Here is a 16369-nt window from a genome sequence, read left to right as displayed (position 1 = left end):
CACCAATAATGGAGGCTCTTCTTCCGTAAGGAAGAGGGGCCTTTTTTAAAGGAAAGGAGCCTGGAATAAATGAAAAAAATAGGACTATGGAAAAAATTAGCCAGTTGGCTGCTTGTTTTTCTGTTAGTGCTGCAAATTCCGACAGACGTGTTTGCGGAGGAATGGATCAGCGGAACCGATATTTCTGTAGATAGCGATTTTGCAGAAGAAGACGCTGGTTATGTTGAAGAGGAAGAAAATACCGATTTTATCGATGATGAGAAAATAGAAGTACCGGAGAGCGATGGCTTTACCGATTCGGAAAACCTGTCAGAAGAAGAGACGGCTCTTTTTAGTGACGGAACCGATCAGGAAGAATCTAACGAAGAAACCCAGGAAGTACAGGTTACGGTAAGCGTCAGCAAAGATGGAAAGTTCCTGAATGATAAAGATGGTAATCCGATGGCTGGGCGGTCCATTACGCTTACCGGCAAAAATACATATAATATGGATGATGCCTTAAAGCTGGCCCATGATCTTTATTATCCGGGAGGAGCAGAAGCTGGATATGATTACCACGAAGATGAAAATGGGATATATGATGGCATAATATATAAATTGTGGGGATACAACAAAAATGATGTTCCCAATATTAAATCTATATTGAATCACGATACCCGAAATCTGGGATCGGCCCTTAGCCGTACCGTACAAAACGGCGATGAACTGCATTTTTTTATACAGGCACAAAACGGCAAGGATAAGTTTGCGTTTTTCACAGAAACTGAAGCAACCTATACCCAGGGACAGGAAATAACACTAAAGCTGAGACAGCGCAATGACTTTGGGGGATGTTTTTCAAATTGCACAGGGGCAAGCATTTATATTAATGGTGTCAAACAGGAAGAATTACTCACAGACTCAGAGGGAAATGTAACACTGCCAAAATTAGAAGCTGGCCAGAGTTATTTAATCACTGCGGAGAAATTGATCAATACCTCTGATGGGACGGAGGTAACGGACATTTCGGCTGCATATACAACCGTTACAGTTGTTCCTGCCAGTGAGCAGCCTGGAGATTATATCAGTAAAGTACATTTGCGTGTGGAAAAGGGAGAGACAACAAAAGAGGTCGAAACCGCCACATTAGATGGGGAAGACGCTTTATGGATTCCTTCGGAACTAAGTGATGGAAATTTCTATGTCAAAGCTGAGCTTACGGATGATATCCCAGAAGGTGCGGCAGTATATGCGGTTTATTCCAATCCACAGGATGGAAGCATCTATCGGGTAAAGCTGACAGATGGAAAAGAGACATTCTTAAAAAATACAACGGTTTTCCAGTGTGCAAATGTAACTTCTTCCATAAGATTTGAGGTACGGAAAAACGGAAATGTCTTACAATCTGTTAAGGTTCCAATATACTATCGGTCACATCTGACGAGCATGGAATTTTTGGATTCCTGGGGACATGAGATAGAAACTGGTTTGCAGGACACCCTGGAAGACCAGGTACTTGAAATAAAAGTTCCCCAGAATGCAAAATATTTTGACCTAAATTGCGGGACTTATTATGGTGGTATAAAGGAGCTCTTTTACTATAACAATAAACTGAATGTCACAGGGGCAACGGTCCAAAGCATCCCTGTAGGGCTTCGCTTTTTCCCGGATTGGGAAAAAAATGATGAATGCCGGATTTCATTTATTTTAGAAAAGAATGAAACTTATCATAATTCTAAAGATACAAAATATACCTTTGTCATAACACCGGGGGATATTGATTACACACCGGAAGTAACCGTAAACATCACTGGAAAATATGGGGCTGTTTATGAAAATTCAGAATCCCCCGTTCTCTCGGCTGGTGCAGAAGTGTTGCGTCCGGAAGAGGGAAAACTGACTTATCAATGGTATTATCTGGTCTTGCCTGATAATGTTTATGTGCCGGATTATGTAGCTCTTGATAAGTATGTAAAATTGGAGGGAGCCACCGAAGAAGCATATAGGGTTCCTACAGATTCCGTTTTTGACACAAGATATTATTGCTGTATCGTCAATTATGAAATCGATGGAAAAATATATCCTGCCAAAAGTGACTTTACCAAAATTGCGGTTGTGTCGGAAAAACTTGAAAAACCGGAGATAGAAACCCAGCCACAGCCTATTTCCTGGATACAAGGGAAGCCATTAACGGAAAAACTGGAAGTCAGTCTTAAGAAAGTTACTGGACAAGGCATTGCACAGTATCAATGGTATAAAAATACAGAGAATAGTAATGAAAACGGACAGGCTCTTGTAAATGAAACAAAAAGCTCTTATACACCTCCGGTTTCAGAACTTGGAACCACCTACTATTATTGTGAAGTCTGGTATGAGCGTACTGACCGGTCTTATGAACAGGGCAAAGATACAGAAAGAAATACTTTGACCAGCGAAAAAGTGGTTTCAAATCCGGTTGCTGTTACGGTTACGGAAGAACCGCTTCCATGGGAAGGAAACGGATCAGAAGAATCTCCATACCTTATTAAGTCAGTTTCGGATCTGGAAGCGCTGCGTGAAAAAGTAAATAAAGACGGATTTACTTTTTCAGATGCTTACTTCAGACTGGATGCGGATATTACCCTTCCGGATGGCTGGAAGCCGATCGGTGCAACAAAGAATGGCAAAGTTAATCTGGAAAATGGAGCAAACTTAAATGCATTTAGCGGCATCCTGGATGGCGCTGGACATACCATCACAGTGCCGGAAGGTGGGCTTCCACTGTTTGGCTATGTCAGAAATACCAGGATCCGGAACCTGAACATTTATGGAAAGAAAATCGCAGGTTACGGGCTTATCAATAACTTTGAAGGTGTCGGTCTTTCTGGAAGTGCAGTTGAGATTGATAATGTAACTTTAAAGAGTGGCTCCAGTACCTTAAAGTCCGGTCTTATTGGAGCAAATAAGACTACCAATCCTTATGCTGGTTGTTCTGCCGCATTTGTAGCAACGATTAAAAATTGCACCATCGAAAAGGGTGTTGTCATTGGGTATGACAAAAAACAGAGTCAGATCGGTGCCATCGCAGGGCGTATGCAGGGAACTATAAAGAACTGCGTGAGTTATGCAGATGTTTATGGAACGGATTATGTAGGTGGTATCATTGGAACCCGTGATAATGCCATGGGAACCTGTGAAGTCATCGGATCTGAATTCTATGGAACAGTAACTGCTTCCGGACAGCATGCCGGAGGTATTGTTGGTGGCGGATATGATGATTCTTCAGCTCCAAATGGAACAAAGGTTACCATTAATAACTGTGTGTCGGAGGGAACTGTTACAGGTGCAGATAAGGTTGGGGGTATTCTAGGTGGAGATACCTATGTGGCACAGACTTGGGACAACTGTCAGTATTCCCTTAGAAATAATTCCTTCACAGGAAAAGTCCAGGCTACTGGTGAAAATGCTTCCTATATAGGTGGAATCATTGGTTTCTATGACAGTCTGAACCGGATCGATGCGATTTCGAATAATTATTATTCAAAGGATTGCGGAGCTACAAATGGTATTGGATTCGTAAAATATATTGATACCAGCTGTGCTTCCCATGAGACATCAAGCGGATCTACCTATTTTAATACAGAAAATGGTACTACAGACTGTCCGGATGTAAACGGATGTGGTTGGAAAACTGGGTATAACCGTACGGACGATCCTCTTGGAGCAGATATGGACAAATTGTTCTCCACAGAAGGCCTGCGGATTACGGTAGATTCCCTGGAGCTTAGCGGCGATTACCGTACTGCATTTGATATTGGGGAAGACTTTGATTTTACAGGAATGCAGGTAAAAGCCCTTATCAGTGATGGTACCGAACAGGAGGTCCCGTGGACAGATCTTACCATTGAAGGATATAACAAAAATCAGCGTGGAGAGCAGACCTTAAAGCTTTCTTATAAAGAAGCTTTTACCCAGCTGACCGTAACTGTACTGAAGAAGGATGCAGGAATGATCACTGTCAGCCTTACCCTTCTTGGAGACAGCGTACATAACAGTGATACAGACGGAACCTGCCATACTTTATATAATGGAAACCTGGAAACCTGGATCAAAAAGACAGATTACAAGGTAGATGGAAATGCAAATGTTCTTGCAGTATTAAAGACGGCTTTTGCAGAAAATAACATGACCTATCGTTCTGCAAAAGAAGAAAATTATATTGCCGGAATTACCCGGGCAGGAGAACCAGAACTTGCTGAATTTACAAACGGGGATTATAGCGGCTGGATGTACACTTTAAATGGTATCCATTCTGATCTTGGCGTAAAAGAGCAGTATCTGGAAGATGGAGACGAGATCGTTTTCCATTATACAGATGACTACCGGAAGGAACACGAACATGAGTGGTCGGAAAGCTGGTCTTATGACTCTGGATCCCATTGGCATGAATGTGTGTCCAGATATGGAACCTGTGATATTACTGATAATACGAAAAAGGGCGGCTATCAGAAGCATACCTATGGAGAAGGCAGGGTAGTAAACGCAGCTACCTGCAAAGCAGAAGGAAAGAAGGAATTTACCTGTCTGGTGTGCGGTTATACGAAGACGGAAACCATTCCAAAAACCAGCCAGCATACCTATGACGCTGGAACCATCACTAAACAGGCAACCTACACCGCAGCCGGGGAAAAGGTTTATACCTGTACTGTATGCGGGACAACCAAAACAGAAGTGATCCCGATGCTTACTCACGAGCATAACTTCACCTGGACGGTCATTTCCAAAGCGACTGTATTTGCTCCGGAAAAACAGGAGGGAATCTGCTCCATCTGCGGTGCAAAACAGAGCCGTGATAACGGAAGCAAGCTCACCGCAACCATGAAGTTAAATGTAACCTCCATCAAGCTTCAGAAGAAACAGGCTACGACAAAAGTAAAGGTTACCGGTCTGGCAAATGGGGATTCCGTGAAGTCCTGGACTTCCAGCAACAAAAAGATTGTGACCGTGGATAAAAACGGCAAGATCAAGGCTGGTAAGAAAACTGGAAGTGCGAAGATCACCATCACCTTAAAGAGTGGCAAGAAAGCAACCTTGAAGGTAAAGGTACAAAGCGCGAAGGTAAAAACAACTAAGATTACCGGATTAAAGACGAAACTCACCCTGAAAAAGGGTAAGAGCCTTACCTTAAAGCCTGTTATTTCTCCAATCACCTCCCAGGAGAAGGTGACTTACACCACCTCTAATAAGAAGGTGGCAACTGTTACGAAAAAGGGTGTGATAAAAGCGAAGAAAAAAGGCACAGTAACCATTACGGTAAAATCCGGAAAGGTTACCAAGAAGGTCAAAGTAACCGTAAAATAAGAATCGGAACATCCACCAATGTCGGAGAAAAGTTCTCTGGCGTGGTGGATGTTTTTTCTGGTTAAAAGAAAATGGGGAAAATAAAAGAAACCAGGAAAGGACCAGAAACTATAAATCCAGATGACAGTCCCCTCAAACAATGCTACAATACCTGTAGAGAAAGAATAAAAAGAAAGGGAAGCGTATGAACCAAAAACGAAAAAAGTGGTTGACCTTGTTATTAAGTCTGTTACTGCTTCTATGTGCCAGCGTGTTTACAGGCTGTGGGGGAGAGTCCTCTTCCGGGGAGCCTGCGACCTGTACGATCGAGATCTCCTGTGCGACGGTCCTGGATCACATGGAGGAGTTAAAGGAAACCAAAAAAGAGTTTGTCCCGGAGGATGGACAGATCCTAAAAAAGACAACGGTCTCATTTACCACAGGGGAGAGCGTCTTTGATATTTTAAAAACCATCTGTGGGGAAAAGGGGATTCAGATTTCTTCGAAGTACACCCCACTCTATGACAGCTACTATGTGGAAGGAATTAACCAGCTCTATGAGCTGGACTGCGGAAAAAATTCCGGCTGGATGTACAGTGTCAATGGGACATTTCCCAATTATGGGGCATCTGCGTACAAGCCAAAAGACGGGGATGTGATCTTGTGGGTGTACACCTGTGACCTTGGAAACGATGTGGGAAATCCCTATCAGGGAGACGAAAAATAGCCGGGTAAGCCCAACCGGTTCTAAACCACTGATCCTGCAAAAAGATTCATAGATTGCCAAAATTTGACAGATGCCATTTCAAATGCTATAATACTAATATTTGATATAGGTAGAAATATCAGAGAACGAAAAATCAAATAACCAGACATGGTTCAGCCAGATAAGGCTGATTTAGGAAAATTCGGTGCGATTCCGGAACCATAATCACTGTATGAAATCAGCGGTACATAACAGCGCATTTTAAGTCAGCATATTCCACTTGTCGTAAAGGACGGAGGCTCATCGAAGTAATGGGGCTCTGTTTTTGTTACCCTAAAAAGCGGAGGAAAGAAAAGAATGCGTGTTTATAAAGATGAAGAAATGCGCTGGAGTATGTTGCGGTATGACAGCCGGACATTTACAGCACAGCAGGCAAAAATGTTAAAGGGGGATGTTACAAGGAAGGAGATCCCGGAAAAATATATCTACATTGACGATGGCTGTTTTCGGGCAGATGGACGGATGCGGGAAGTCATTCTCCCGCCAAATTGTAAGATCATTGGACGGGAAGCCTTTTTCCAGTGCCAGATCCGAAAGGAAGTTGTTCTTCCTAAGACAATGAAGGAAATTAAACGGCGGGCGTTTTCAGAAAATCACAGCCTGCGTGCAGTCCATTTTCCAGCGTCTTTAAAAACCTTAGGACCAAAAGCTTACCGTGATTGTACCAATCTATTAAGAGCCGTGTTTGCAAAAGACTCAGAGTGCCGGGAAATTCAGGAGGGAGCATTTGATTCCTGTTCCAAGCTAAAAAGACTGGTGCTGCCAGACCACGTTGAAGTGATTGGAAGTAAAGCGTTCTTTCGGTGCAAGGAGTTAAAAAAGGTAATTTTCCCAGATACCTTGAAGGTAATCGAGGCAGAGGCGTTTCGGTTTACAGGCCTTGAGGAATTAAACCTTCCGGAAGGTTTAGTAGAACTTGGCGATAGTGCCTTTTTCAAATGCAACAACTTAAAACATGTTGTGATCCCGGAGAGTGTGGATGTGATCGAACGCTGGGTATTCCATGGCTGCAACCGGCTGGAAAGTGTGGAAATCCGTCACGATCCGGAGTATGTCGGTCCGTGGATCGTTAATAAGAGCTGTACCATTCGCTGTTATAAAGGCAGCAAGATGGATGCCTATTGTGATGAGTATGAACTGAAGAGGGAGTATATCGGTGCCGAAAGCGTTGTCAATGAATAAAGAAAAAAACAACAGAACGTGTGCAAACCTTACGGTAATGGATACCTTTTCTGCCTGTCATCCTTTTTTGAATTTTTTCTATTTTACAGTGGTACTTTTTTTTACCATGTTCAATCAACACCCGGTGTTCATCGGGATCTCTTATATTGGAGCATTTTCCTATTCGTTTTTATTAAACGGATGGGAAAAGACTCTGAAACAAAGCTTTCTTCTTACTCTGCCAGGTCTTCTCATTGTGGCACTATTAAATCCCATGTTTAATCATTACGGGGTTACCATGCTGTATTATGTAAAAAGCAGCGGCAACTGGATCACCCTGGAAGCACTTGTGTACGGTGTGGTGCTTGGCGCTGTGATGTTCGTAGTCATCCAGTGGTTTTCCTGTTACAATAAAGTGATGACAACGGATAAATTTATCTATCTGTTTGGGCGGATCATTCCGGCGCTTTCCCTGATCTTATCTATGGCGCTTCGGTTTGTGCCAAGGTTTACTGCACAGTTAAAAGTAATCCGAAGCGGGCAGAAAGCCATGGGACGGGATGTATCAGAAGGAAGCCTTTTTGCGCGTATCCGCCATGGGCTTAACATGCTCTCCATCCTGGTTACCTGGGCGCTGGAAAACGCCATTGAGACCTCTGATTCCATGCGAAGCAGGGGATATGGTCTGAAGGGAAGGACTGCGTTTTCCATTTACCATTTTACAAGAAAAGATAAGTATGTCCTGGGAATGATGATCGGACTGTCTGCTATATTTACAGGGGGCTGTATCAAAGGGGCTGCCTATGCAAGTTATGATCCCAGAATCCTGTTAGCTGGCTTTACCATCCAGGGATACGCGGCACCCGTTTCGGTTTCCCCGTTACTTGCCCTGCTTACTTATCTTTGTTTTGCAGCCTTTTGTTTTCTTCCAGTGCTGCTGGATGTGACAGAAACCATCCGCTTTTCCTATAGCAGGAGAAAAGAAACGACAGACCTTGAAATGACGTATCAAAAAATTTACCAGACGCTGGAACAGGAAGGAACAGACAGATGAATCTTGTAGAAATAAAGGATTTCGGGTTTTCCTATCCGGAAAGTTCCAGAAAAGTTCTGGAGCATGTAAACCTGAACATAAAAGAAGGAACCTTAAATGTCATCATGGGAAGGAGCGGCTGCGGAAAAAGCACCCTGCTTCGCCAGTTAAAAAGCGTGCTTGCACCAGCTGGAGAAAAAGAGGGGGAGATCCTCTACCGGAATATTCCGCTTAGGGATACCGACCACCGCACCCAGAGCCAGGAGATCGGGTTTGTGATGCAAAATCCGGACAACCAGATCGTGACCGATAAGGTATGGCATGAGCTGGCGTTTGGACTGGAAAGCCTTGGGTATGACAATGCCACCATCCGCCTTCGGGTGGCAGAGATGGCAAGTTATTTTGGCATCCAGAAGTGGTTTTATAAAAATGTATCGGAATTGTCAGGCGGACAAAAACAGCTTTTAAACCTGGCTTCTGTGATGGCCATGCACCCGTCCTTACTGATCCTGGACGAGCCAACCTCCCAACTGGATCCCATTGCAGCCTCCGATTTTCTGGAGACCGTGAAGAAGATCAACCGTGATATTGGAACGACTGTACTGCTCACCGAACACCGCCTGCAGGATATCATCCCGTATGCCGACCGGGTGTTTGTCATGGATGAGGGAACCCTGTTTTTGGAAGGAAAACCCCGGGAGATTGGAACCAAATTAAAGGAACAGCACCACGGCATGTTTTTATCCATGCCAGTTCCCATGCAGATCTATGCAGGGACAGACAGCGCCCTTACCTGTCCCCTTACCGTAAGTGAGGGCAGACAGTGGATCCGGGAATATATAGAAGAAAAAGGAATAAAAAAAGAGAAAATCCAGCAGGCCAACCAAAGGCTAGAAAAACAGGGGGAGAAAAACGAAAACGAAACGGCAGGCTTTTTCGGGCATCTAAAGCGCCAGAAAGAAAATACGCCCCCAGCCATCCAAATGAAGGATGTCTGGTTTCGGTATGAAAAGGACAGCCCCGATGTCATTCAGGATCTGTCCCTGGAAGTAAAAAAAGGAGAATTCTATGCCCTGGTAGGGGGAAACGGAACGGGAAAGAGTACCACCTTATCCTTACTTGGACGAGTACACCAGCCGTATAGCGGCAGAATCTACCTGGATGGAAAGGATCTTCGTTCCTTTTCCGACCGGAAGTTATACTGCGGGTATCTAGGTGTTATGCCGCAGAATCCCCAGAGCATCTTTTTAAAAAAGACCGTACTAGAAGACCTCTATAGCGTGATCGGCGGAAAAAAAGAAAAGCCGTCTAACGAGTATCCCATTTCCATGAAAAAGGAAAAAGCCATTGAGGGGATTGTAAGCCTTACCCATTTGGAGGGACTGCTTGAACGCCATCCCTATGATTTAAGCGGCGGGGAACAGCAGCGGCTTGCCCTTGCAAAAGTGCTTCTTCTTCGTCCGAAGATCCTTCTCATGGATGAACCGACCAAGGGAATGGATGCGGAATATAAAGAAGAGCTTGGAAGCATCTTAAAGAAGCTGCAATCCCATGGAATGACGATTTTCATGATTTCCCATGACGTGGAATTTGTAGCCGAGTATGCGGATACGACAGGCCTGTTTTTCGAAGGAAATATTGTGACAAGCAAAAAGACAAGAGACTTTTTCGCTGGAAATAACTTTTATACCACTGCGGCAAACCGTATGGCAAGAGGGCTGTTTCCAGAGGCTGTTACCGGAAAGGATGTGGTGTCATGCTTGACGAATCCCAGTTAGATGAATTTCTGGACGAATTCTTTGGGGAAGAAGAACCAGCTTCGGATGCCGCCCGTTTAAAGAATTCGGGAAAACAAAATCCTTTCCGTCGAAATGAAGTTCCTTCTGAAGAACTGGAAGAATACACCCTTCCGTCTGACGGAATGATTATCCGCCAGATGGAGCGCCAGGGAAAGGTAAGCCGCCGCACCTGGTTTGCATTTGCGGTCATGCTGATCGTGGTACCAATCCTTCTATTCTTCTCTGTGAAGATATGGGGAGGGCGAAAATACCTGCTCTGCAGCCTGATCGTAGTAGTGGCTGCCATGCTTCCCTTTTTTATGATGTTTGAGGGCAGGAAGCCAAAGGCAAGGGAGATCATGGTGATCTCGGTATTAGCTGCCATTGGCGTAGCAGGACGTGCCGCCTTTTTCATGGTGCCAAGCTTCAAGCCTGTGGCTGCTATCGTGATCCTAACCGGGATTTCCTTTGGCGGGGAGGCTGGATTTTTAGTTGGCAGTCTTACCATGCTGATCTCCAACATGTTTATGGGGCAGGGTCCCTGGACACCCTGGCAGATGTTTGCCTTTGGTATGATCGGATTTCTGGCAGGGATCCTGTACCAGAAGGGGATTTTAAAAGCCAGGAAGTTCGATCTTTGTATCTATGGATTTTTAAGTGTCTTTTTAATTTATGGCGGCATTATGAATCCTGCCAGCATCCTGATGTCCTACGGGTACATTACAAAAAGCAGCCTGATCGCCTACTACATTTCAGGCGCCCCCGTGGATCTGGTACATGCAGCTTCCACCGTGATTTTCCTCTGGCTGCTTAGCCGCCCGCTTCTGGAAAAGCTGGAGCGGATCAAGGTAAAATATGGGCTGATACAAGAATCAGAGAAACGATGATAGAAAATAGATGTAAGTGGAATTTGATTTTTAAAAGAAGGAGAAACGAAAAATGTTAAATCCTAAAAAGAAAAGGACTGGATGCTATCTTGCCGGAATCCTGGCGGCGGCAGCTGCCAGCAGCCTGTTATCCGGCTGCGGTGGCGGTACCCCATCTTTAGAAGAAGCATTAAAGAAAACTGCTTCCTATGAACAGACAAGTATTCCCTCCCCGGCTTCTGATTCCCTCGGCGGTGAGTGGACGGTGATTGCACTGGCACGCTCCGGGGAAGAGGCAGAGGACGGCTATTACGAAAAATACAGGGCAAACTTAGAAAAGCGTGTCAAGGAGCAGGAAGGGGTATTAAGTGAAAACCGCTATACCGAGTATGCAAGGGCTGTTCTGGCTTGTAAGGCCATCGGGATCGATCCTTCCGATATTGGAGGGTATGACCTTGGAAAGCCCCTGGAAGATTTTGAGGCTGTAACCGCACAGGGGTTAAATGGAGCCGTGTATGCCCTTCTTGCCTTAAATGCGGACCGCTTGGAGATAGACGGGGAACTGGAGCAAAAGTATCTGACCTACATCGTGGAACAGGAAAAGCCATCCGGTGGATTTTCCTTAGATGACAGCTCTGATACCGCAGATGTGGATCTGACTGCCATGACCTTACAGTGCTTAGAGCCCTATGCAACAGAGGAAGAAATCAGTGCCATCATTGACAGAGGCGTGGAATTTTTAGCGGACGCGCAGGCAGAGGATGGCGGCTATGAGGCGTATGGGGATAAAAGCTCTGAGTCCGTTTCCCAGGTAATCCTTGCGCTTAGCACGTATGGGATTGACTGCAATAAAGATGAACGTTTCCAGAAAAAGGAAAAAGGGCTTTACGACAACCTGATGGAGTATTATAAAAAAGATGGAAGCTTTTCCCACATATTAGATGGGGACAGCGATCCCATGGCTACCGACCAGGCGTTTTGTGCAATGGCGGCATATAGCCGGTTTTTAAATGGCAAAACCAGTTTTTATGATATGAGCGATACCAATTGACACATAAGAAAAAGAATCTGGATCAGCCAGTGAAAAGGGCAGGAGGAAAGAAATGGCAGATAAGATCACACAGCTTCAGAGGGAGCTTGGAACCATTATAAAAGGAAAAAAAGAAGTTACGGATAAAATCATCATGGCAGTGCTGGCAAGAGGACATGTGCTTTTGGAAGACGTTCCTGGTGTTGGAAAGACAACCACAGCTTTGGCACTTTGCCGTCTTATGGGAATGGATTTTAACCGGATCCAGTTTACGCCGGATGTAGTTCCTTCCGATGTAACCGGATTTACCATGTACGAAAAACAGACGGGCAGATTCATCTACCGCCCAGGCGCGGTGATGTGCAACATGCTTCTGGCGGACGAGATCAACCGTACCTCCAGCAAAACCCAGGCAGCCCTTCTGGAAGTCATGGAAGAGGGAAAGGTAACGGTAGATAACGAGACACATCCGGTTCCGCAGCCCTTTGTAGTCATTGCTACAGAGAACCCTACCGGCTCTTCCGGAACCCAGATGCTGCCGGAATCCCAGTTAGACCGATTTATGATAAGTCTTTCCATGGGCTACCCGGATCACGAAAACCTGGTAGAGCTGCTTCGGGATCGGCAGACAAAAAATCCGTTGGAGAACGCGAAAGCAGTTATTACCAAAGAAGAAGTTGTTATGCTTCAGGATCAGGTACAAAAAGTATATATGGCAGATTCCATCCTGAACTATGTTGCAACCCTTGCAGAGGCAACCAGAAACCATCCGATGATCACACTTGGTCTTAGCCCCCGTGGAACCCTGGCGCTATGCCGTATGACAAAGGCGGCAGCCTTCATGGAAGAACGGGATTATGTGATTCCGGAAGATGTAAAAAGAGTATTCACAGATGTAACCGCACACCGCATGATCCTGGATTCCAGGGCGAGATACCAGGAGCAGAGTGCGAAGGACATTCTGGAAGAAATTTTAAAAGATACACCGGCACCGAAGGTAGAGGGAGAATGAAAAACAGGATTTTACTACTTATATGGTTCATATTGCTTGCCCTGGCTGCGGTTTTTACCGGAGTCTGGGTATATGCCGTCCTTTTGCTTTTGTCCGCCCTTGCGGTAGTGGCGTTTTTGCTGCTTGGTTTCTTTTGCGGAAAAAAGATCACTATGAAGCTAAAGCTCCCCAAAGCTGCGGAACAGGATGGGATCTGGAAAGGAAAGCTTCAGATTGCAAATGAGTCTGTCCTTCCGGTATTTCTTGGAAAAGGCAGCCTGCATCTGGAAAATCATTTTACTGGGGAGCAGATGGAGCTTCCGTTTTCGTTTTCCCTTAAAGGAAGAGGGAAAAAAGCCATTGACTTCCAGGGAAAAAGCCAGTGGTGCGGTTGTATTTACGCCACCTTACACACCTGGCGCTCCTATGATTTCTTTGGTCTGGCAGGGCAAAAGAGGAAGGCGGGGCTGTCCGCTTGTACGGTGGTGATGCCCTGTGAGCAAAAGGAAGATTTTCAGTTTCTCACAAAAGAGGGCTTTGACATGGAGAGCTTCCGCTATTCGGGAGCCCGTCCTGGGGATGATCCGGGGGAGACCTTTGATATCCGGGAATACCAGGAGGGGGACAGCATTCGTCAGATCCACTGGAAGTTGACCGGCAAGTTAGATAAAATGATGATCCGCCAGAGAAGTTTCCCGGTGGATGATACGGTCCTGATCCTGGCAGAGCCCTATTTAAAGGAAAAAGCTCCAGCCGTAGCACAGACGCTTGGTGAAGTGTTTGCCGCAGTTTTAAATAGTTTTATGGAACAGGGCATTTCCTGTCAGGCAGGCGTGTTTGACCACAGCACCGGACATTTTTACATTGAAAAAATACGCACCCGCGAGGATTATGAAACTATTCTCTATTTATTCCTCCGCCACGGAGGGGAGGGGGAAAAGCCCTGCACCATCACAGAATATCTTCACACTCCGGGACAACAAAGATTTGCAAATTATATTTATATTACGGGCGCACCAGAGGAAGAAGACCTTAGAAGGCTTCGAACCCGGGGCGAGGTAACCGTTGTAAGCTGTGGAACCACAGCAGATAAAGGAGAAACCATCACATGGAAGTATGGATCACAAGACAAGAAGAAAAACATAGAAGATACCTGCCCGGTATCCTGCTGGAAAGTTTCCTGATTTTTCTGGTAAATGGCGTTGGTACCTTTGCGCTTTTGCATACCCTGATTCCGTCTGTGAATGGGATTCCTTTTTTGGTGAGCGTCACTGTGACCGCCCTTCTCTGTGCCGTTCTTTTCAGGCTTCGGGAACATTTGGTTGCTGCGGTTTTCTCGTTAAGTGCAGCTGCCGGGATCTGCCTGTTTGCGTTCTCTGGCATGCTTTTAAACGGATTTCTTTCACTCTGGAACCAACTTGCAGAAGTTCTTGGGAAAAAAGCAGGGATCTACCTTACCATCTACCAGCTGAAGGATTCTGGAAAAGCAAATGGGGAGCTGGCAGTTCTTATTTTCCTTGGCATTGCCTGTGGGCTGTTTGGCTTCTTAATCCTGAAGCTTCGGTGGTATGTGCTGCTCCTTCTTTTTGCGGCAGTCCTTCCGGTGGTTCTGGTAAAAACAGAACTGCTTCCAGATACCAGGCTTTGTCTTGGCTTTTACGCTGGAACCCTGTTAGAATTAAACTACATGACGAAAAATAAAGGGGGAAACTTAGGTAACGCTGTCGACGTGTCCGCATTTTTTGCCGGGGCATTTGGTCTTCTTCTGGTCTCCGTTTTCGGGGGTGTGTTTCTTCAAAGCCTGGTGCCAAAGAATGAGTACCAGGACTCCCAGCTTGTGGCAAATGCCAAAGAAGAGGCATTAAGTAGACTTTCCAGGCTCCGCTACAAAGGGCAGGGGGCAAATTCCCTTCCAGATGGAAAGTTAAAGCAGACCGGAGCCTGGAGTGCGTCATCGGATACGGCACTTGAAATTACCATGGAGCATCCGGCTTCTTTGTATCTGCGTGGCTTTGTGGGAAGCGTTTATGACGGCTCTTCCTGGACGGAGATTTCCACGGAAGAGGCCTATGAAGAAAAAGACTTGTATTACTGGCTTCACCAGGAGGGCTTTTATGGAGAAACCCAGCTTCTAAATGCAAGAAATCTGATCCAGGACGATTCCCTCTCCAGTGAAAAAGGAATCATTTCGATAAATAATAAAACGGCAAGCAGTAAATACCTTTATACCCCGTATGAGCTCTCAGGTCTGCCAGACGGCTACACAGGCGAAAACGCCCAGGCGGACAGCACCCTGTACGCCAGAGGAATGTTTGGAGAAAGAACCTACCGCATTTCCTCCCTTGGAAATCTGGTAAGTGATTTTACCACCCTTGGGGCAAAGGTCTATCAGACATTGACCGCTGGAAATAATGCAGGGGATGGCGGCGCGGATGCCGTCAGTTCCTACCGAAGCCAGGAGAGTTATTACAATACCTTTGTTTATCAGGAAGATACCGCTCTTCCAGCGTCCTTAAAAACCCTGTTTCAAAAGGAACTTGGAGACGGCGGAAACCGTGACGAGGGACATACCGATTACTATACGGCCATCACCAGGATCCGTTCCTATCTGGAAAAGAACATGACCTACAGCTCCCAGACCGATGTATTTTCAGAAGACGGGGATTTTATAGAGAATTTTTTAACCACCTCCAAGATCGGACACAGTGTTCATTTTGCGACAGCAGCGGCTCTGATGTTCCGCTACTATGGCATTCCGGCACGTTATGTAGAAGGGTACTTAATTACCCCACAGGATATAGAAGGAAAACAGGCTGGGGACACCATTGAAATCCCAGGCACCAACGGACATGCCTGGACGGAGATCTATGTGGACGGGCTTGGCTGGATCCCTCTTGAAATGACACCTTCCTATTACGGTGTCATGGAGGAAGCCAACTTAAAAACCGGTCTAGAAGCCAAGGGAAAACTGGCAGCTTCGATCCCGGAGACGGAATCACAGCCTTCAGTAGAAGAGAACATCCGTACCAATTTCAGCTTGAAGCTGGCATTGTTTGGAATCGAAAAATTCCTCCTTCTGTTTTTGATCGTATTTGATACGTTTATGTTTCTGTTTATCCTGACGGTGATATTCTTAAGAGCGTTTACGAACCGAAAGAGAAGAAAGTGCTTTGCCTCCCAGGACACCAAACTGGCAGTCCGGGCGATGGCTGGTTATGCCAGAGCGTTATACGAGCATGGCACACAGTATTCAGATGAGACCACATTACTCTATGAAAGAGTAAGAAAGATTGGACAAAAGGCAGCGTTTAGCCCCCATCCGGTATCGGCCTCCGAACGCCATGATACGGCAAGCTGTATCCGGCATTTAAAAAAGGAATTAAAAGCATCTGCAAGCTGGTATGACAGATGGATCATGAAATACATTGAAAGACTTTATTGACAGG

Annotated in this window: 10 protein-coding genes; all 10 read left to right on the top strand. The window is 45.5% G+C overall.

Annotated elements, in window-relative coordinates:
• The first annotated feature begins 69 nt into the window (after positions 1 to 69).
• A complete protein-coding gene (locus I2D69_RS09470; RefSeq protein WP_195379812.1) occupies positions 70 to 5319 on the top strand; it encodes an Ig-like domain-containing protein in 5250 nt (1749 codons plus the stop codon).
• A 184-nt stretch (positions 5320 to 5503) separates the two neighbouring features.
• Complete coding sequence (locus I2D69_RS09465) at positions 5504 to 6025, top strand: DUF4430 domain-containing protein (protein ID WP_118580657.1); 522 nt, start codon at positions 5504 to 5506, stop codon at positions 6023 to 6025.
• Between the two features lie 336 nt (positions 6026 to 6361).
• Positions 6362 to 7246 (top strand): leucine-rich repeat domain-containing protein, encoded by an 885-nt coding sequence (locus I2D69_RS09460; protein ID WP_177968197.1) that lies wholly within the window; start codon positions 6362 to 6364, stop codon positions 7244 to 7246.
• A complete protein-coding gene (locus I2D69_RS09455; RefSeq protein ID WP_227198970.1) occupies positions 7239 to 8279 on the top strand; it encodes an energy-coupling factor transporter transmembrane component T in 1041 nt (346 codons plus the stop codon). The genes I2D69_RS09460 and I2D69_RS09455 overlap by 8 nt, the downstream gene beginning before the upstream one ends.
• A complete protein-coding gene (locus tag I2D69_RS09450) occupies positions 8276 to 10036 on the top strand; it encodes an ABC transporter ATP-binding protein (RefSeq protein WP_195379811.1) in 1761 nt (586 codons plus the stop codon). The genes I2D69_RS09455 and I2D69_RS09450 overlap by 4 nt, the downstream gene beginning before the upstream one ends.
• Positions 10015 to 10923: an ECF transporter S component gene (locus I2D69_RS09445; RefSeq protein WP_227198971.1), complete on the top strand. Its 909-nt coding sequence runs from the start codon at positions 10015 to 10017 to the stop codon at positions 10921 to 10923. Before I2D69_RS09450 ends, I2D69_RS09445 begins: the two co-directional genes overlap by 22 nt.
• A 52-nt stretch (positions 10924 to 10975) precedes the next feature.
• Positions 10976 to 11953 carry a prenyltransferase/squalene oxidase repeat-containing protein gene (locus I2D69_RS09440; protein ID WP_173718727.1) on the top strand — a complete coding sequence of 326 codons (978 nt, stop codon included), beginning with the start codon at positions 10976 to 10978 and terminating at the stop codon, positions 11951 to 11953.
• 52 nt (positions 11954 to 12005) lie between these two features.
• Positions 12006 to 12944, top strand: a complete 939-nt coding sequence (locus tag I2D69_RS09435) for a MoxR family ATPase (RefSeq protein WP_195379810.1) — start codon at positions 12006 to 12008, stop codon at positions 12942 to 12944.
• Positions 12941 to 14107 (top strand): DUF58 domain-containing protein, encoded by a 1167-nt coding sequence (locus tag I2D69_RS09430; RefSeq protein WP_173718729.1) that lies wholly within the window; start codon positions 12941 to 12943, stop codon positions 14105 to 14107. The genes I2D69_RS09435 and I2D69_RS09430 overlap by 4 nt, the downstream gene beginning before the upstream one ends.
• Positions 14032 to 16365: a transglutaminase-like domain-containing protein gene (locus I2D69_RS09425; protein ID WP_195379809.1), complete on the top strand. Its 2334-nt coding sequence runs from the start codon at positions 14032 to 14034 to the stop codon at positions 16363 to 16365. Before I2D69_RS09430 ends, I2D69_RS09425 begins: the two co-directional genes overlap by 76 nt.
• Positions 16366 to 16369: the final 4 nt, after the last annotated feature.

Source organism: Ruminococcus sp. D54t1_190329_F1 (assembly GCF_015551645.1).
GTDB lineage: Bacteria > Bacillota > Clostridia > Lachnospirales > Lachnospiraceae > Blautia_A > Blautia_A faecis.
Note: the sequence above shows the minus strand (reverse complement) of the source record. Positions and strands in the feature narration are given on the sequence as shown.